The following is a 17403-nucleotide window of genomic DNA, read 5'->3' on the forward strand; positions in this document are numbered from 1 at the left end:
GGGTCCAGACCGTGCCATCGGCAAAGCGGATGTTTTCCATCGCATAGCCCGAAGTGCCGTCCTCGTAGAAGTAGTGGCTTAGCGGCTGAGCGCCGCTGCGCGTCCTCAGGCGTCGGGCATCGGCACGATCACCATCCAGCCCACGCCGAAGCGGTCCTGCACCATGCCGAAGCAGGGCGAATAGAAGGTCGGCGCGAGCGGCATCTGGACCTGGCCGCCCTCGGCCAGCGCTTCGAACTTGCGCTTCGCGTCGGCCTCGTCCGCCACGCTCAGCGAGAGCGAGAAGCCGCGGAAGGTCGCCGGCTCCCTGGCCAGCCCGTCGGAGGCCATCAGCGTGCTGTCGCCGATCTTGAACTCCGCGTGCATGACGTTGTTCTCGGGCGGCGGGCCGGACATCTCGGCGCCGCCGCACATCTCTGCGCCCGGCTCCATCTTGGGGCCGTCCTTGAAGCGCATCAGCATCGTCACTTCCGCGCCCAGCTTGGCGCGGTAGAACTCGAGCGCTTCCTCGCAGCGGCCTTCAAAGAACAGGTAGGACTGGACATGCATGGCAATCTCCTTGTGCGTTGGGTCAGTGGTGACTGGTAGTGCGGGCCTCAGGCCTGCGGGAAGGCGCTCATGTCCATGTACGCCAGCTCCCACATGTGGCCGTCCAGGTCCTGGAAGCCGTGCTGGTACATGAAGCCGTGGTCCTGCGCCTTGTTGGGCGTGCTGCCGCCGCCGGCCACCGCCTTGGCGACCTGAGCGTCCACCTCGGCCCGGCTTTCGCAGGACAGGCACAGCAGCACCTCGGTGCTCTCCGACGCATCGGCGATGGCCTTGGGCGTGAAGGTCTTGAAGTAGTCCACGTGCAGCAGCATCACGTGGATCTCGTCGCTGATCACCATGCAGGCGGCCTTCTCGTCAGTGAAGCGCGCGTCGTTGCGATAGCCGAGGGACAGGTAGAACGCCTTGGACTTCTCGACGTTCCGGACCGGGAGGTTCACGAAAATCTTGGTGGCCATGGATCGGATTCCTTGAAAAAACACAGTGCCGGGGTTGATGGAATGGATGGCGTTGTGTACAACGTCCACAAGACGATAACGGAAAAAATGGACGGTGTCCACATGAAAGAGAAAACAGGTGTTGCGGGTTCGGCGCCGCCCGCGCGCAGCACCTACCGCCATGGCGATCTGCGGCGGGCCCTGCTGGAGGCGGGTGTGGAACTGGCCCGCCAGGGTGGCCCGGAGGCGGTGGTGCTGCGCGAGGCGACGCGGCGCGCTGGCGTGGTGCCCAATGCGGCCTACCGCCATTTCGCCAGCCGGCAGGCGCTGCTGCTGGGGGTGCGCGCCGCGGCGCTGGCGGCGGCGGCGACGGCGATGGAAACCGAGCTCGCCGCCGTGCCGCCGGAGGGCGAACCGGCCGAGCGAGCCCGCGCTGCCGTACGGGCCATCGGCGCCGGCTACCTGCGCTTCGCCCTGGAACAGACGGGCCTGTTCCGCACCGCCTTCGGCGCGCCCGTCGACGTGGTGGACACGACCGGCGAGGCCAAGGGCGGCGCCAGCGGCCTCAATCCTTTCGAGCTGCTGGGCGCCGCGCTCGACCAGATGGTGGCCGCGGGCGTCCTGCCGCCCGCGCGCCGGCCCGGCGCCGAGTACCTGGCCTGGTCGGCGGTGCATGGCCTGGCGCTCCTGATCATCGACGGCCCGCTGCGCGGCGCGCCGCGCGAGCAGATCGATGCGCTCAGCCGGCAGCTGCTGGCCATGGTGGAGAAAGGGCTGTGAGCCGCCGGGCGGCTCCCAAGGCGAACACCGAAGCCGAAGCCGAAGCCGAAGGTACTCCCATGAGCAGGCGCACGCCCGCCGACATCGATTTCTTCGCGCCTTCGCACGAAGTGGCCCCGCGCCTGATCGGCCTGGTGCTGCTGGTCGACGGCGTGGGCGGCCGCATCGTCGAGACCGAGGCCTACGACCGCGAGGACCCGGCCTCGCACACCTTCGGCGGCCTCACCCGGCGCAACGCCGTGATGTTCGGCCCGCCCGGGCACATCTACGTCTACCGCTCGTACGGCATCCACTGGTGCCTGAACTTCGTCTGTCGCGAGGAGGGACACGGCGCCGGTGTGCTGATCCGCGCGCTCGCGCCCACGGCCGGCCTCGAGCGCATGCGCGCGCGGCGCGGCGTGGACGACATCCGCCTGCTGTGCGCCGGCCCGGGCCGGTTGGGACAGGCGCTGGGCATCGACGCGGGCTTCAACGGCAAGCGGCTGGACCGGCGGCCCTTCGCCCTGCTCGCTGCGCCCGACGATCATCCCGCCGTGGTGGTGGAGGCCGGCCCGCGCATCGGCATCTCGAAGGCGGCCGACGTGCCCTGGCGCTTCGGCGAGAAGGGCTCGCCCTTCCTGAGCAAGCCCTTCCGGCCCGCGGCGCGTCAGGTCACCGGGCCTGCAGATTTTCCTCGCGCGCGATCTGCTGCAGGCTCTCGTAGATGAGCCGGCGCGGCGCGATCTTCCAGCCCAGCAGGGCCTCGATCGCGCTCACCGCGCGCATGGCCAGCAGCGAGTGGCCGCCCAGGTCGAAGAAGTTGTCGGTGCGGCCGATCTGCTCCACGCCCAGCAGCTCGGCCCAGATGCCGGCGATCACCTGCTCGCCGTGCGTGGCCGGCGCCACGTAGCTACGGCCGTCGGCCAGGATCACGTCCATCACCGGCGCCGGCAGCTTGCTGCGGTCCACCTTGCCGTTGGGCAGCATCGGCATCGCATCCAGCGAGACGAAGTGCTGCGGCACCATGTAATGCGGCAGCCGCGCGCGCAGGTGGTCGCGCAGCGCGGGCGGCGCCGGCGGCACCGGTCCGCGCGCGACGAAGTAGGCCACCAGCCGCACGTCGTCCTCGCGTTCGGCGCGCGTCACCGCCACGCAATGGGCCAGCTCGGGGTGGTCGAGCAGCGCGGACTCGATCTCGCCCATCTCGATGCGGAAGCCCCGCAGCTTGACCTGGTGGTCGGCCCGGCCGGTGAGCTCCAGCAGCCCGTCGTGGCGCCAGCGGCCCAGGTCGCCGGTGCGGTAGAGCCGGGCGCCCTCCTGGCCTTCCTCTTCGCCGAAGGGATCGGGCACGAAGCGCTCCACCGTCAGTGCGTCGCGCTGGTAGTAGCCCAGCGTGACGCCGGCGCCGCCGATGTAGAGCTCGCCCGGCACGCCGATCGGGCAGAGCCGGCCCTGCGGGTCCAGCACCCAGACGCTGACGTTGTCGATCGGCCGCCCGACGGTGATCGCCTGGCGCGGCGCCTCCACCTTCCAGGCCGTGGCCCAGACCGTGGTCTCGGTAGGCCCATAGATGTTCCAGAGCTCGGCCGTGCGTTCCATCAGCTGCTCGGCCAGCACCGGCGGCAGCGCCTCGCCGCCGATCAGGCCGCGGAAGCGCGGCGTGCCCTTCCAGCCGGCCTCGATCAGCGCGCGCCAGGCGGAGGGCGTGGCCTGCAGCAGCGTGGCGTCGCAGCCTTCCACCAGCGCGCGCAGCGCGACCGGGTCGTGCACCTGCTGCTGCGAAGCGATGACCACGCGGGCGCGCACGGCCAGCGGCAGCATCAGGTCCAGCACAGAGGGATCGAAGGACGGGCTGGTGATCGCCACCAGGCAATCGTCGGAGGACAGCCCGGGCGCCTTCTTGAAGCCATCGAGGAAGTTGACGACCGCGCGGTGCGGCACGCGCACGCCCTTGGGCTGGCCGGTGGAGCCGGAGGTGTAGATCAGGTAGGCCTCGTCCAGCGGCGTGGCATCGAGCTCGGCGTCGGGCACCAGCGCATGCGAGGGCTGGCCTTCCACCAGGCGCTTGTCGTCGATCTCCAGCATCGGGATCGGCAGGCCTTCCAGGATCTCCCGCGTTTCCGGCTGCATGAGCACGGCGGTCAGATGGGCATCGGTCGCCATGAAGCGCAGCCGGTCTGCCGGGTAGTCCGGATCCAGCGGCACGTAGGCCGCGCCGGCCTTCATGACGCCGAGCTGCGCGATCAGCATGGCGGGGCCGCGCGCGATGCACAGGCCCACGCGCTGCCCGCGTGCGATGTCGCGATGGCGCAGCGCATGCGCCAGCCGGTTCGATTGCGCCTCCACCTCGCCGAAGCTCAGCGTGCGCCCATTCGCATCGATCACGGCGGCACGGTCGTGCACTGCGGGATCCGCCAGGTCCACGTAGTCGTGCACCAACTGCCGCGCGGGCAGCGGCACCTGCGCGCCGTTCCAGGCATGGCGCAGCAGGTTGAGCTGTGTCGGCGAGAGCATCTCGTGCCCGGAGAGCGGCAGCTCGGGCGCGTCCAGCAGCCGCTCCAGCAGCGACAGGTAGCTCTCCAGCATGCGCTGCGCGCTCGCCTCGCTGTAGAGGTCGCTGGCGTACTCGAGGTGCACGCGCTGCGAGAACTCGGTGTCGATGTGCATCGACAGGTCGAACTGCGCGGCGACGCGTTCGAAGTCGAATTCGTCCACTTCCAGCCCGTACAGCTCCGGCTCGCCCACCGGCGCGTTCAGCACGTTGAAGAGCACCCGCACCGGGCCTTCCGGACGCAGCGTGCGGTCATGGCCCATGGCGTCGATCAGCTCGTCGAAGGGTGCGTCCTGGTGCGCATACGCCTCCAGCGCATTGCGCCGCACGCGGTGCACCAGCTGCGTGAAGCTGGGGTCGCCGGAAAGGTCGGTGCGCATCACCAGCGTGTTGACCAGCGTGCCCACCAGCGGCTCGGCCGCCACGCGGTGCCGGTTGGCGATCGGCGTGCCGATCGCGATGTCTTCGCTCTTCGCGTAGCGAGACAGCATCAGCACGAAGGCCGACAGGTAGACGACGAAGGGCGTGGCCGCCTCGCGGCTGCCGAAGCCGCGCATCGCCTCGCGCAGGCGCGGGGGCAGCGCCGCCGAGACGCGGCCGCCCTCGTGGCTGGGCTTGGCGGGCCGAGGAAAGTCGGTGGGCAGGTCGAGGTCCGGCAGCCCGCGCAGGCGCTCCAGCCAGTACGCCACGTGCGGCCGGCGCGCCTCCACCGCGGCGGGACTGCGCTGCCATGCGGCGTAGTCGGCGTAGCCGATGGCCGGCGGGGTGGCGAGCGGTTCGCGTCCGGCGGCCAGCGCGCCGTAGGCCGCCAGGGTCTCGCGCATCAGCAGCGCGCTCGACCAGTTGTCGGTGATCGCGTGGTGCAGCATCCAGAACAGCACGTGCTCGCGCTCGGCCAGGCGGATGAGCAGCGGTCGGTGCAGCGGTGTCTGCGACAGGTCGAATGGCTGCGCCGCACGCTGCGCCAGCAGGGCGCGCGCCTGGGCGTTGCGCTCCCGCTCCGGCAGATGGCCGAGGTCGATGCGCTCCAGCTGCAGGTCGAGCGCGGGTTCGATCCACTGCATCGGCTCGTGCTCGCCCATCACGAAGCGGGTGCGCAGGCCTTCATGCCGGCGCACCATCGCGTCCAGCGCCTGCTGGCACAGGGCCGCGTCCAGTGCACCGCGCAGACGGATCGCCACCGGCACGTTGTAGGCGGTCGATGCGGGTTCGAAATGCTGGATCACCCACATGCGCCGCTGCGACAGCGAGGCCGGCAGCGGCACGCCGCGCGCAACGATCGGCACCGTCGCGGTGTCGGCCCCCGCGGCCTGGGCGGCGGCGCCGCCTTGCAGCTGGCGGGCCACCTGGGCCGCCATTGCGGCCACGCTCGCATGCTCGAACATCTCGGCCAGGGGCAGGGTCACGCCGAAACGTGCCGCGACGCGCGACACCACCTGGGTCATGCGCAGCGAGTTGCCGCCCAGCTCGAAGAAGCTCTCGTGCACGCCGAAGGCGCGCGTGCCCAGCACCTCGCACCAGATGTCCCACACCGCCTGCTCGCGCACGTCGCGCGGCAGCACATGGCCCAGGCGCTCGCGGCGGTCGTTGTCCTCCGTGCTTTCCTCGGACGGCGGCTCGGTGCCTGCGTCGAGGGGCGCGGCCAGCTGGAGCTCATCGGCCAGGAAGGCCTCGCGGCAGCGCTGGCGCTGCACCTTGCCGCTGGAGGTGCGCGGGAGCGTGCCGGCGCGCAGCAGCGCCACCGCATGCACCGGCAGGCCATGCTCCAGGGCGATGGCGCGGCGCACGGCGCGGAACACCGCCTCCGGGTCGGCATCGGCGCGGCGGTCGAGCTCGAGCGCCAGCACCACGCCTTCGCCTGCCGGCGTGTCGACCGCGAAGGCGGCGCCATGGCCCAGCCGCAGCGCGGGATGTGCGCGTTCGGCGCTCCACTCGAGATCCTGCGGATAGTGGTTCTCCCCGTGGACGATGATCAGATCCTTCAGCCGCCCGGTGACGAACAGCTCGCCGCGGTCCATGAAGCCCAGGTCGCCGGTGCGCAGCCACGGGCCGCTGCCATCGGCCAGGTGAGCGCCGAAGGTCGCATCGCTGGCCTCGGGTTGCATCCAGTAGCCGCCGCCCACGCCCGGGGAGCGCACCCAGATCTCGCCGACGTGGCCGTCGGCGCAGAGGCGGCCTTCATCCCTCGGCTCGGCGATGCGGATCTCGGTGTCCCGCATCGCCCCTCCGCAACCGACCAGGCGGCGCGCCGTGGGCGAGCCGTCCGGCGAGGGTTGGAAGCGGCCCGCCAGCAGCGCCGCAGCGTCGGCCGACACGATGCGCGGCGGCTGGTCCGGCGAGGCCGAGCTCACGCCGAGGACCGCCTCGGCCAGGCCGTAGGACGGCGCGAAAACCCGCGGGCCCATGCCCGCGGCGCCGAACACCGCCAGCACGCGCTCCGCCGTTTCCGCCTTGATCGGCTCGGCCCCGCAGCTGAGGGCGACCAGGCTGTCCAGGCGCGCGGCCAGGGGCTTTCCACCGAGTGCAGCCAGGCAGGCCGCGAAGGCCGATTCGGGCGCGCCCGTGTGCGTGATGCGGTGCTTCTCCACCGCCTCCAGCCAGCGCAGCGGCCGGCGCAGGAAGGCCAGCGGCGACATCAGGTAGCTGCGGGCCCCTGCCACCACCGGCGCCAGCACGCCGAAGGCCAGGCCGTAGTCATGGAAATGCGGCAGCCAGCTGAGTGCGCGGGAGTCCGCGCTCCCATGGCCGGCGGCGATCAGCGCACGCACGTTGGCCAGCACGTTCGCATGCGTCAGGCGCACGCCGCGCGGCGCCGAGGTGGAGCCGGAGGTGTACTGCAGGTAGGCCAGCGTCTGGGGCTCGATGGGCGGCGGCGTGAAGTCCGCCGCCGTGCCCGCGCGCTGCGCCGCATCCGGCAGCGCGGCCCAGCGCGTCGTCGCGAAGGCGGCGGGGTCCAGCACCGCGGCCGCCGCCTCCAGCAGTCCGGCACTGGTCAGCACCAGCGCGGCCCGCGAATCGGCGATCACGCTGCGCAGCCGCGGCGCGGCGTGCTGCAGGCGCGCCGGATCGGGCGAAGGCACGGGCACCGCCACCCGGCCGCTGAGCAGGCAGGCCCAGAACGCCCGTACGAAATCGAGGCCCGGGCCGAAGGCCAGCAGCACCCGGTCGCCGGCGCGGGTCTCGCCCGACAGCCAGGCGGCGATGCGGTGAGCGTCCTCGCGCAGCTCGGCGTAGCTGCATTGCTGCGCCGCAGAGAGGTCGTCCCCGAGGAAGGCAAAGGCCATCTGCGCCGGCCGGGCCTTGCATTGCGCTTCGAAGACGGACGCCAGATGCATCTGCGGGAGTCTGAGAGGGTTGCGGGGGAGGTTCTGCAGCGTCGGCGGATTCAGCATGAAGGTAAGCCCTGGAAGATGGATGTTGCGCCCTGACACCGGCGACCCAAATCCAAAGCGTTCTGTCATTATGTTGCGCTGCAGCGAGCCGGCTATGTTCCCCGCTTGGCTATCGGCGTTGTCCGACATGCCAGGGCCGCCCGCAGCACCGTCACGATGGCGCAGCTGTGCGATGCTCGCGCCGATTGACAAGGAAGGAACCGCCGCATGTTCGATGCCCTGCTGCTGACCCAGGCCGAGGACGGCACCACCCAGGCCGCCCTCACCGCGCTCGACGAATCCCGCCTGCCCGAGGGCGAGGTGCGGGTCGATGTCGCGTGCTCCACCGTCAACTACAAGGATGCGCTGGCGGTCACCGGCCAATCCCCGGTGGTGCGCAAGTTCCCGATGGTGCCCGGCATCGATTTCGCCGGCACCGTGGCCGAGAGCAGCGATGCGCGCTTCAAGCCCGGTGACGCGGTGCTGCTCAACGGCTTCGGCGTCGGCGAGACGCACTGGGGCGGCCTGGCGCGGCAGGCGCGCGTCAAGGCCGACTGGCTGGTGCCGATCCCGGCCGGCCTCGATGCGCGCAAGACCATGGCCATCGGCACCGCCGGCTACACCGCGATGCTGTGCGTGATGGCGCTGCAGGCGCACGGGCTCACGCCGGCGTCCGGCCCGGTGCTGGTCACCGGCGCGAACGGCGGCGTGGGCAGCATCGCCATCGCGCTGCTGTCGCGGCTGGGCTTCGAGGTGCATGCCTCGACGGGGCGCCTGCAGGAGGCCGAACACCTGAAGCAGCTGGGCGCCACCGAGATCATCGACCGCGCCACGCTCGGCGCGCCCGGCAAGCCCTTGCAGAAGGAGCGCTGGGCCGGCGCGGTGGACAGCGTGGGCAGCCACACGCTGGCCAACGTGTGCGCCAGCCTGAAGTACGGCGGCACCGTGGCCGCCTGCGGTCTGGCGCAGGGCCTGGACCTGCCGGCCAGCGTCGCGCCCTTCATCCTGCGCGGCGTCACGCTGGCGGGCATCGACAGCGTCCAGGCGCCGATGGCGCGCCGGCTGGCGGCCTGGCAGCGGCTCGCGGCCGAGCTGCCGGCCGAGGTGCTGGAGGCCAACACCGAGACCATCGGCCTGGGCGACGTCATCGCGCTGGCGCCGCGCCTGCTGGCCGGGCAGGTGCGCGGCCGGGTGGTGGTGGACCTGGCCCGGCACTGAGGCCAGGCGCGCGTCGCCGCGCGAATGACCCCACGCCGACCCGCCCTACGCCATCAGGCGCAGCGACGGCGTCATATCTGTTTGCGATCATCGGCGCCATGGACCCCATCACTTCCATCGATCGCTACGAGCCCGACTATGCCCATCAATGCGAGGTGTGCGGCGGCACGCCCGTCGTGGCGGGCATGAAGGACGGCCGCCAGGTCTACCTGGCCACCATGTGCGGCCCCTGCCTCTGGAACGAGCCCCGGGCCGCCGACCCGGCCACCTGGAACGACGCGGCGTCGTCCTGAGGCTGCCTGCCGGGTGCCGCTACGCGTCCACCTTCACCTTCGCATCCCGCACCACCCGCGCCCACTTCTGGATCTCGCTCGCGATGAACTGCCTGAACTTCTCGCGCGAGCCGCCGCCGTCCTCGGCGCCGTAGGTGTCCAGCCGCTCCTGCACGTCGGGCATTGCCAGCACGGTGTTGACGTCCTGGTTGATCCTGTCGGCGATGGCCGAGGGCAGCTTGCCCGGTCCGGCCAGGCCGTACCAGGTGGTGGCCTCGAAGCCTTCGAAGCCCTGCTCCTGCATGGTCGGCACCGAGGGGTGGCCCTTGGCGCGCTTGAGCCGCGTCTGCGCCACCGCCGCGACCTTGCCGCTCTTCACGTGCGGCGTGGCGGCGGTCATGGTCTCGAAGCTGTACTGGATCTGGTTGCCCATCAGGTCCGCCAGCAGCGGGCCGCTGCCCTTGTAGGGCACGTGCAGCGCATCGACCCTGGCCTGCAGCTTGAACATCTCCAGCGCCAGGTGCTGGGCCGAACCGGCACCGGCCGAGCCGAAGCTCACCTGCCCCGGCTCCGCGGCGCAGCGGGCGACGATGTCCTTCACCGTCAGCGCCTTCTGCGCCGGGCCGGCGATCAGCAGGTTGGGCGTCACGCCCACCAGCACCACCGGCACGAAGTCGCGCTCCACGCTGTAGCGCAGCTTGGGCTGCAGGCTGGGCGCGAGCGCATGGCTGTTGATGTGCGCCATGAGCAGCGTCGAGCCGTCGCTGGGCTGCTGTGCCACGTACTCCGCGGCCAGCACGCCGGCCACGCCGGCCTTGTTCTCCACGATCACCGACTGGTTCCACATCACCGAGAGCTTCTGCGCCACCACCCGCGCCAGCGCATCGGTGCCGCCGCCCGGCGGAAAGCCCACCACGATGCGCACCGGCCCGTTGGGCCATTCCTGTGCGAACACGCGCGGCACGCCGAGCGTGGCCGCTGCGGCGCCCGCGGCCTGGATCAGGGAACGTCGTTGCATGGATCGGTCTCCTTGTTCGTTCGTATGGAAGCCAGAAAAAGAAACGAAGCGCGGGGTGCGCGCGTTCAGGCCGCCTTCTTCAATGCCATGGGCGCCGCATGGCGCGAGAAGTGCTCCATCGCCGCGGCCACGCCGCTGGCGGCGAGCTTCACGCCGGCCAGCTTCAACCCCATCTCCACGCCGGCCAGCATCGCCACCAGCGTCAGGTCGTTGCTGTCGCCCAGGTGCCCCATGCGGAACATGCGCCCCTTGAGCTTGCCCAGCCCCGTGCCCAGCGACAGGTCGAAACGCTCGTGGATCAGCCGCCGGATCGCGTCCGCATCCACCCCCTGCGGCGTGATCACCCCCGTGAGCACCGGCGAATACACCGACGCCTCCGCGCACTGGATCGGCAGCCCCCAGGCCTGCACCGCCGCGCGCACCCCCGCCGCCCAGCGCTGGTGGCGCGCGAACACCTGCTCCAGCCCCTCGCCCAGCAGCATGTCCAGCGACTCGCTCAGGCCATACAGCAGGTTCGTGTTCGGCGTATACGGCCAGTAGCCGCTCGCATTCATCTCCACGATCTCGTCCCAGGCCCAGAAGGCCTTGGGCAGCGTCGCGGTCTTGCTCGCCTCCATGGCCTTGGGCGACAGCGCGTTGAAGCTGATCCCCGGCGGCAGCATCAGCCCCTTCTGCGAGCCGCTGACGGTGACATCCACCCCCCACTCGTCATGCCGGTAATCCGCGCTCGCCAGCCCCGAGATGCTGTCCACCATCAGCAGCGCCGGATGCCCCGCCGCATCCATCGCCCGGCGCACCGCCGCGATGTCCGAAGTCACCCCCGTCGACGTCTCGTTGTGCACCACGCACACCGCCTTGATGCGATGCCCGCCGTCCTCGCGCAGCCGGGCTTCCACCAGATCCGCCTGCACCCCGTGACGCCAGCTGCGCGGCAGTCCCGTCTCGTCCGTGCCCGGCAGACCGATGAACTCCGGCGCCAGCCCCAGGCGCAGCGCCATCTTCTGCCACAGGGTGGCGAAATGCCCCGTCTCGTACATCAGCACCGCATCGCCCGCGCTCAGCGTGTTCGACAGCGCCGCCTCCCAGGCCCCCGTGCCCGAAGCCGGGTAGATCACCACCGGGTGGCGCGTCTGGAACACCTGGCGGATGCCTGCCAGCACCTTCAGGCCCAGCACGCCGAACTCCGGGCCGCGGTGGTCGATGGTGGGCAGGCTGATGGCGCGCAGGATGCGCTCGGGCACCGGGCTGGGGCCGGGGATCTGCAGGAAGTGGCGGCCGGTCGGATGAGAGTCGAGTTGCAGCATGGGGTCGTCCTTTCTCGTTCAGTTTTGCATTCAAAATACATTTTGGCATGCTCGTTTACCCTGAACATGCAGGCATTGAGTCAGGGTCAATTTGCATTCAAAATGCGTTCCAGGAAAGAAAGAGCCATGGCCGAAGTGATCGAAATCGCCCGTCTCTCGCTGCACGACCAGGTGGCGGCGCGGCTGCGCACCCTGCTGGTGGAGGGCCAGATCGCGCCCGGCGCCAAGCTCAACGAGCGCGAGCTGTGCGAGCAGTTGCGCGTCTCGCGCACCCCGCTGCGCGAGGCCATCAAGCTGCTGGCGGCCGAGGGCCTGGTGGACCTGCTGCCCAACCGGGGCGCGGTGGCCGTCAAGCTCACCGAGGCCGACGTGCAGAACACCTTCGAGCTGCTGGCGACGCTGGAAGGCATGTCGGGCGAGCTGGCGGCGCAGCGCATCACCGAGGCCGAGCTCGCCGAGCTGCGCGCCCTGCACTACGAGATGATGGCCTGCTTCGCGCGCCGCGACCTCTCCGGCTACTACCGCATCAACGCGCGCATCCACACCGCCATCAACGAGGCGGCCAAGAACCCGGTGCTCAGCAACACCTACCGCGCCATCAACGTCCGCGTGCAGTCGCTGCGCTTCCGCACCAACCAGGACGAGGCCAAGTGGAAGAGCGCCGTGGCCGAGCACGAGCGCATGATCGAGGCGCTGGCGGCGCGCGACGCCGTGGCCATGCGCACGCTGATGATCGAGCACCTGCACCGCAAGCGCGACACCGTGCTCGCGCTGCTGCGCGCCGGCGAGATCTACCCCGGCGCCCAGGTCGCCGGCAAGCGCTGATGCGCCCCGAGCCCGCCCACCACCTGCAGCCGGCCGGCACGGTGCCGCCGCCCGACGAGGTCTGCGCCGCCCTGGCGCGCCGCCTCGCGGCCGAGACCGAAGGCGAGGTGCTGTTCGACGCGCCCTCGCGCGGCCGCTATGCCACCGACGCGTCCATCTACCAGATCATGCCGGCGGGCGTGCTGGTGCCGAAGACCGAGCGCGACGTCGCCACCGCCATCGACATCGCGCGCGAACTCCAGGTGCCGGTGCTGCCGCGCGGCGGCGGCACCAGCCAGTGCGGCCAGACCACCGGCGCGGCGCTGGTCATCGACAACAGCAAGCACCTGCGGCGCGTGCTCGATCTCGACGTGGCGGCGCGCCGCGTCACCGTCGAGCCGGGCCTGGTGCTCGACCACCTCAACGCGCAGCTCAAGCCGCACGGCCTGTGGTTCCCGGTCGATGTCTCCACCAGCGCGCAGGCCACGCTCGGCGGCATGGCCGGCAACAACTCCTGCGGCTCGCGCTCCATCGCCTACGGCAACATGGTGCACAACGTGCTCGGCGCGAGCGCCTGGCTGTCGGATGGCGAGCGGGTCGACTTCGGTCCGGTCGCCACGCTCGGCGCGCGCGCGGCCGGCATCGCGCAGCACGTGCAGCAATTGGCGCGGCAGCTCGCGCCCGAGATCGAGGCCCGCTGGCCCAAGGTGATGCGGCGCGTGGCCGGCTACAACCTCGACATCTTCGACAACCAGAGCGAGCGGCCCTACACCGCCGACGGCAGCGTCAACCTCGCGCACCTGCTGATCGGCGCCGAGGGCACGCTGGCCTACACCCGCAGCCTCACGCTTCAGCTGGCCGAGCTGCCGCGCGCCAAGGTACTGGGCGTGGTCAACTTCCCGAGCTTCCATGGGGCCATGGACGCGGCCCAGCACATCGTGAAGCTGGGCCCCACCGCGGTCGAGCTGGTCGACCGCACGATGATCGAGCTCAGCCTCGCCAACCCGGCCTTCAAGCCCACGGTCGAGAAGGCGCTCATCGGCCGGCCCGCCGCCATCCTGCTGGTGGAGTTCTCGGGCGACGAGCGCGGCCCCCTGCTGCTGAAGTTGCAGCGCCTGGTCGAGTTGATGGGCGACCTCGGCCTGCCCGACAGCGTGGTCCGCATGCCCGAGGAGGCCGCGCAGAAGAACCTGTGGGAGGTGCGCAAGGCCGGCCTCAACATCATGATGAGCCTCAAGGGCGACGGCAAGCCGGTCAGCTTCATCGAGGACTGCGCCGTGCCGCTCGAGCACCTGGCCGAGTACACCGATGCGCTGACCGAGGTGTTCGCCCGCCACGGCACGCGCGGCACCTGGTACGCCCATGCCTCCGTCGGCACGCTGCACGTGCGGCCCATCCTCGACATGCGCACCGACGGCGCCGCCCGCATGCGCGCCATCGCCGAGGAGGCCGGCGCGCTGGTGCGCAGGTACAAGGGCGCCTTCAGTGGCGAGCATGGCGACGGCCTGTGCCGCGGCGAATGGATCGAGTGGCAGTTCGGCCCCGCAATCAACGACGCCTTCCGTTCCATCAAGAACCTGCTGGACCCGATCGGCCTGTTCAACCCCGGCAAGATCATCGACCCGCCGAAGATGGACGACGGCGCCCTGTTCCGCTTCGCGCCCGCCTCCGCGCCGCGGCCCTACCGGCGCATTCCCCTCATGCCCGTGCTCGACTGGTCCGCCTGGAACGTGCAGGCCGACCCGGTGACCGGAGAGACTTCTCCGCCCGGCAGCGGCGGCGACCTGACCGGCGGCTTCGCCAAGGCCGTCGAGATGTGCAACAACAATGGCCACTGCCGCAAGTTCGACGCCGGCACCATGTGCCCGAGCTACCGCGTGACGCGCGACGAGCAGCATCTCACGCGCGGCCGCGCCAACACGCTGCGCCTGGCGCTCTCGGGCCAGCTCGGGCCCGATGCCTTCACCGGCGACGCCATGCGCGACACCATGGACCTGTGCGTCGGCTGCAAGGGCTGCAAGCGCGACTGCCCCACCGGCGTAGACATGGCGCGCATGAAGATCGAGTTCCTCGCCCATTACAAGAAGAAGCACGGCCACACGCTGCGCGACCGGCTGGTCGCGCGCCTGCCGGACTACCTGCATGCCGCCAGTCGTGCGCCCTGGCTCTTCAACCTGCGCAACCGCCTGGGCGGCGTGGCCTGGCTGGGCGAGCGGCTCCTGGGCCTGTCGGCCGAGCGCTCGCTGCCGGCCTTCCGCAGCGACACCTTCTGGAACGAGCCCGACCCCGGCCTCTTCACCAGCCGCGACATGGTGATCGCCGCCGCCCTCAGCGGGCGCAAGTCCGCGGTGCTCTTCGTCGATACCTTCAACGGCGGCTTCGAGAGCGAGAACGTCTGGGCCGCCGTGCGGGTGCTCAAGGCGGCGGGCTACCTGCTGCACACCATCGACAAGTACAGCGGCCACCACTGCTGCGGCCGCACCTACCTGGCCTGCGGCATGGTGGACGAGGCCAAGGTCCGCGCCGGTGCCCTCATCGACGCGCTGCTGCCCATGGCCGAGGCCGGCGTGCCCATCGTCGGCCTGGAGCCTTCCTGCCTGCTGACCCTGCGCGACGAGGCGCTGGTGATGGGCCTGGGCCCCAAGGCCGAGACGGTGGCGCAGCAGGCGCTGCTGTTCGAGGAGTTCATTGCGCGCGAGGCGCGCGAGGGCCGCTTCAAGCTGGACTTCAAGCCCGTCACCAAGCCGCTGCTGGTGCACGGCCACTGCCACCAGAAGGCCTTCGGCGCGGTGAGCCCCATCCTCGAAGTGCTCAAGCTGATCCCCGATGCGAAGCCCGAACTCATCGAGAGCTCCTGCTGCGGCATGGCCGGCAGCTTCGGTTACGAGGCGGCGCACCATGCGGTCTCGATGCAGATGGCCGAGGCCGCGCTGCTGCCGGCCGTGCGCGCCAACCCCGAAGCGATCGTGCTGGCCGACGGCACCAGCTGCCGCCACCAGATCGCCGACGGCGCGCAGCGCGAGGCGGTGCACGTCGCGCGGCTGCTGGCTTCGCTGATCGCCTGAAGTGCTCAACCCGCCGTTGCGGGTCGAGTTCAGCTCAGTCGCGAAGTTCGGGAGGCAGCGTTCCGCCGTTGGCTGCGATGCGGCTCATGACCTGCTTGTGCAGCCAGATGTTCCAGGCAGCCGAGCCGGGCTCGTCGTTGCCCGTGTAGATCAGTTCGTTGGCCAGCTCCTTGCGCGCGGCCAGGCCACTTTCCAGGCCCAGCAACTTGAGGAGATCGACGATGGAGGTGCGCCAGTTCAGGCTGGCCGCGCCGGGCATCGCGTCGAGAATGGGTGCCACCTCGCCCAGCGGGATCGAGGGCGGCGGGGCCGGCACGGCGGGCGCACCCGCAGGCGCGGGTGCCGGCGGTGCGGCGACCACCTCGGCGGCGTTGGCCGACGGGAAAATCTTGGAAAAAATCTTGCCGAAGAAGCTCATGGGGTGTCCTTGAGGGCGGGTGAGGTGGTGGGACGGTTCTCGCGGAGAGCCGCTGGCTGCGAAACGCAGCGCAACAGGGTTCTACCACTTGGGCGCTGGGTTGTAGAGATTCGGCGATGACCGCCGCCTTGAAGTCCGGAGTGGCCCGCGACGAGGCTTCTGTGAATGGGGTGCCACGCGGGACGCGTTCAGAACCGGACGCCCAAAGCCAGCAGCTTGGCCTAACGCCGCGACTCTCCGTGCCCGGGGTCGCGAAAGTGCCCACGCACGACCAAGATTCGGATGTGGCCGCCGTTCTCTCGGTAGATCAAGGAGTAGGGGAAGTCGTGTAGTGGATGAACGCGTCGACGACCCTCCGCAGGAGTGCCGATGCCTGGAAACTCGACCAGCAGCTTGGCCACGCGCTCGAACTCGTTCAGGAAGCGGTTCGCGAGTTTTGCGCCGCCCTCTTGGCGATAGAACTTTGCTGCCTCCAGCAGGTCAAGTTCCGCGCCTCTATGGAGGCTGTAGGTCATTCGAGGCTGGCACGAATGCGCGCAACGGCATCGGGGCCCGACACCAGCACGGAAGGATCCGTGTCAGCCTCCGCATCCCGCCTCGCAGCCAGTTCGTTCCAGCGAGCGTCTCTCTCGCGATCGGCATCCAGGCTACTGATCACTTGGTCCAAGAGGCGCGCCCGGTCCGATGCGGGCAGTTGCAGTACCTGTTGTGCAAGAACTTCGACGGGTACGGACATGGCATTCTCCTGAGGCTGAGGGCGGTAGCTTGCCACAACACCTGTACTGTCCGGAGCGGCGTGGCTTTCGGCGATGCCCAGGCCCGGCGTGCCGGGACGGGGCCTTTCGATGGAATGTTGCAGGCCCTTGGCGCGAGCCATGTCGCTCAGCGCCAAAAGAAGAAGATCTGTGTCTTCGGATTCGAGGACTGCCGTCATGTACTCAGCCATGGCTTTGTTATCCGTGAGATAGCGAGCCGCATCGAACGGAAAAAGCTTTGCCTTGGCTCTGGAAGTGCTCATTGCTCAAGCTCCAATCGAACCGCGCGCCGTCGTCAGCGATCCTGACGCTCAGCCAAAGCGCCGGAGCCGGGCAAAGAACTCTTCGGCCGGAACACCTGCTTCACGGTCGGCATCATCCAGCGCGGCCTGGAGTTCAGCCTCCTCTTCAGGCGACAGCTTCACAGCCGCCTCGTCACCGCGAGCGAGAATCGTGAAAGCCGTTCCCTCTGGCAACGAGAGACCCTTGGTCACTACCTTACCCTCGACGATGGCGCCTGATACGACTTGCATGCGCTGATGGTACTGGGCGGGGGCGAGGCTAACTGGCGCCGAAAGTTGGACATGAGCGGCGGGTGAAGGGGGACGAAGCTCACCGGAAGCCGCTCGCTCGATGGAGGGCCTAGGTGCCACTGTTGAACCCAGGCAGTTGTCGAACGGTCGCGTAAGGGACAGCCGCCGCCTGACACGCCAGCTTGATGACCTCTCGAGCTTGCGCCTTGTCTGCGTTGGTACTGAGCCAGTAGCCCTTGTACTCGGTCGACAAAGAAGCGAGATGAGAACTGACCTGCTCCCCATAGGGCGTACCAGTTGAAGGTTAGTAGAGTCCGTTGTCAGAGGAAGAACGGACATGAAGAAGAGCAGA

Annotated in this window: 16 protein-coding genes; 6 read left to right on the top strand and 10 right to left on the bottom strand. The window is 69.9% G+C overall.

The genetic code is table 11. The features are described from left to right. The 3 genes from A8M77_RS37575 to A8M77_RS34025 all read right to left on the bottom strand — a co-directional run. Positions 1-175: calcium-binding protein (locus tag A8M77_RS37575; RefSeq protein WP_443273533.1), on the bottom strand; the 175-nt coding region annotated here is incomplete at its 3' end. Next, complete coding sequence (locus tag A8M77_RS34020) at positions 106-549, bottom strand: VOC family protein (protein ID WP_086925891.1); 444 nt, start codon at positions 547-549, stop codon at positions 106-108. The genes A8M77_RS34020 and A8M77_RS37575, both read right to left, overlap by 70 nt. Positions 550-596: 47 nt before the next feature. After that, positions 597-1004: a VOC family protein gene (locus A8M77_RS34025; RefSeq protein WP_086925892.1), complete on the bottom strand. Its 408-nt coding sequence runs from the start codon at positions 1002-1004 to the stop codon at positions 597-599. Positions 1005-1106: 102 nt separating this feature from the next. Between A8M77_RS34025 and A8M77_RS34030 the strand changes: the two genes are divergently transcribed. Both A8M77_RS34030 and A8M77_RS34035 read left to right on the top strand, forming a co-directional pair. Then, positions 1107-1763: a TetR/AcrR family transcriptional regulator gene (locus A8M77_RS34030; protein WP_086925893.1), complete on the top strand. Its 657-nt coding sequence runs from the start codon at positions 1107-1109 to the stop codon at positions 1761-1763. Between the two features lie 59 nt (positions 1764-1822). Then, positions 1823-2470 carry a DNA-3-methyladenine glycosylase gene (locus tag A8M77_RS34035; RefSeq protein WP_086925904.1) on the top strand — a complete coding sequence of 216 codons (648 nt, stop codon included), beginning with the start codon at positions 1823-1825 and terminating at the stop codon, positions 2468-2470. Here A8M77_RS34035 and A8M77_RS34040 read toward each other — a convergent pair. Then, a complete protein-coding gene (locus A8M77_RS34040) occupies positions 2415-7628 on the bottom strand; it encodes a non-ribosomal peptide synthetase (protein WP_158101054.1) in 5214 nt (1737 codons plus the stop codon). The genes A8M77_RS34035 and A8M77_RS34040 overlap by 56 nt on opposite strands. A gap of 264 nt (positions 7629-7892) precedes the next feature. On the opposite strand from A8M77_RS34040, the gene acuI reads away from it, so the two are divergent. Together acuI and A8M77_RS34050 are read left to right on the top strand one after the other, a co-directional pair. Then, a complete protein-coding gene (gene acuI, locus A8M77_RS34045) occupies positions 7893-8882 on the top strand; it encodes an acrylyl-CoA reductase (NADPH) (RefSeq protein WP_086925895.1) in 990 nt (329 codons plus the stop codon). 98 nt (positions 8883-8980) lie between these two features. Next, entirely contained in the window at positions 8981-9175 is a 195-nt protein-coding gene (locus tag A8M77_RS34050; protein WP_086925896.1) for a hypothetical protein, read from the top strand. 19 nt (positions 9176-9194) lie between these two features. Here the strand turns inward: A8M77_RS34050 and A8M77_RS34055 are convergent, their stop codons facing one another. Further along, on the bottom strand, positions 9195-10172 hold the full coding sequence (locus A8M77_RS34055; RefSeq protein WP_086925897.1) for a Bug family tripartite tricarboxylate transporter substrate binding protein: 978 nt from the start codon (positions 10170-10172) through the stop codon (positions 9195-9197). A 65-nt stretch (positions 10173-10237) separates the two neighbouring features. After that, positions 10238-11476 (bottom strand): pyridoxal-phosphate-dependent aminotransferase family protein, encoded by a 1239-nt coding sequence (locus A8M77_RS34060; RefSeq protein ID WP_086925898.1) that lies wholly within the window; start codon positions 11474-11476, stop codon positions 10238-10240. Between the two features lie 126 nt (positions 11477-11602). On the opposite strand from A8M77_RS34060, the gene A8M77_RS34065 reads away from it, so the two are divergent. Together A8M77_RS34065 and A8M77_RS34070 are read left to right on the top strand one after the other, a co-directional pair. Then, a complete protein-coding gene (locus A8M77_RS34065; protein ID WP_086925899.1) occupies positions 11603-12301 on the top strand; it encodes a GntR family transcriptional regulator in 699 nt (232 codons plus the stop codon). Next, complete coding sequence (locus A8M77_RS34070; RefSeq protein WP_086925900.1) at positions 12301-15345, top strand: FAD-binding and (Fe-S)-binding domain-containing protein; 3045 nt, start codon at positions 12301-12303, stop codon at positions 15343-15345. The genes A8M77_RS34065 and A8M77_RS34070 overlap by 1 nt, the downstream gene beginning before the upstream one ends. A gap of 34 nt (positions 15346-15379) precedes the next feature. Here A8M77_RS34070 and A8M77_RS34075 read toward each other — a convergent pair whose 3' ends face one another. The 4 genes from A8M77_RS34075 to A8M77_RS34095 form a co-directional block, all read right to left on the bottom strand. Continuing rightward, positions 15380-15763, bottom strand: coding sequence for a DUF3597 domain-containing protein (locus tag A8M77_RS34075; protein ID WP_086925901.1), 384 nt, complete (start codon positions 15761-15763; stop codon positions 15380-15382). 221 nt (positions 15764-15984) lie between these two features. Then, positions 15985-16278, bottom strand: a complete 294-nt coding sequence (locus tag A8M77_RS34080; RefSeq protein ID WP_086925902.1) for a type II toxin-antitoxin system RelE/ParE family toxin — start codon at positions 16276-16278, stop codon at positions 15985-15987. Beyond that, positions 16275-16781 (bottom strand): addiction module protein, encoded by a 507-nt coding sequence (locus A8M77_RS36665; protein ID WP_202820695.1) that lies wholly within the window; start codon positions 16779-16781, stop codon positions 16275-16277. Before A8M77_RS36665 ends, A8M77_RS34080 begins: the two co-directional genes overlap by 4 nt. A gap of 48 nt (positions 16782-16829) precedes the next feature. After that, positions 16830-17051 carry a hypothetical protein gene (locus A8M77_RS34095; protein ID WP_086925903.1) on the bottom strand — a complete coding sequence of 74 codons (222 nt, stop codon included), beginning with the start codon at positions 17049-17051 and terminating at the stop codon, positions 16830-16832. Positions 17052-17403 lie beyond the last annotated feature (352 nt).

Origin of the sequence: Variovorax sp. JS1663, assembly GCF_002157355.1 — a bacterium.
In the GTDB taxonomy this organism is placed as follows: Bacteria; Pseudomonadota; Gammaproteobacteria; order Burkholderiales; family Burkholderiaceae_C; genus Variovorax.

Coding starts and splice junctions, on each gene's coding strand:
- A8M77_RS34075 (WP_086925901.1), bottom strand. CDS start 15,763: ATGAGCTTCTTCGGCAAGATTTTTTCCAAGATTTTCCCGTCGGCCAAC.
- A8M77_RS34095 (WP_086925903.1), bottom strand. CDS start 17,051: ATGCAAGTCGTATCAGGCGCCATCGTCGAGGGTAAGGTAGTGACCAAG.
- A8M77_RS34080 (WP_086925902.1), bottom strand. CDS start 16,278: ATGACCTACAGCCTCCATAGAGGCGCGGAACTTGACCTGCTGGAGGCA.
- A8M77_RS34020 (WP_086925891.1), bottom strand. CDS start 549: ATGCATGTCCAGTCCTACCTGTTCTTTGAAGGCCGCTGCGAGGAAGCG.
- A8M77_RS34055 (WP_086925897.1), bottom strand. CDS start 10,172: ATGCAACGACGTTCCCTGATCCAGGCCGCGGGCGCCGCAGCGGCCACG.
- A8M77_RS36665 (WP_202820695.1), bottom strand. CDS start 16,781: ATGAGCACTTCCAGAGCCAAGGCAAAGCTTTTTCCGTTCGATGCGGCT.
- A8M77_RS34050 (WP_086925896.1), top strand. CDS start 8,981: ATGGACCCCATCACTTCCATCGATCGCTACGAGCCCGACTATGCCCAT.
- A8M77_RS34070 (WP_086925900.1), top strand. CDS start 12,301: ATGCGCCCCGAGCCCGCCCACCACCTGCAGCCGGCCGGCACGGTGCCG.
- A8M77_RS34060 (WP_086925898.1), bottom strand. CDS start 11,476: ATGCTGCAACTCGACTCTCATCCGACCGGCCGCCACTTCCTGCAGATC.
- A8M77_RS34065 (WP_086925899.1), top strand. CDS start 11,603: ATGGCCGAAGTGATCGAAATCGCCCGTCTCTCGCTGCACGACCAGGTG.
- A8M77_RS34035 (WP_086925904.1), top strand. CDS start 1,823: ATGAGCAGGCGCACGCCCGCCGACATCGATTTCTTCGCGCCTTCGCAC.
- A8M77_RS34040 (WP_158101054.1), bottom strand. CDS start 7,628: ATGCATCTGGCGTCCGTCTTCGAAGCGCAATGCAAGGCCCGGCCGGCG.
- acuI (WP_086925895.1), top strand. CDS start 7,893: ATGTTCGATGCCCTGCTGCTGACCCAGGCCGAGGACGGCACCACCCAG.
- A8M77_RS34025 (WP_086925892.1), bottom strand. CDS start 1,004: ATGGCCACCAAGATTTTCGTGAACCTCCCGGTCCGGAACGTCGAGAAG.
- A8M77_RS34030 (WP_086925893.1), top strand. CDS start 1,107: ATGAAAGAGAAAACAGGTGTTGCGGGTTCGGCGCCGCCCGCGCGCAGC.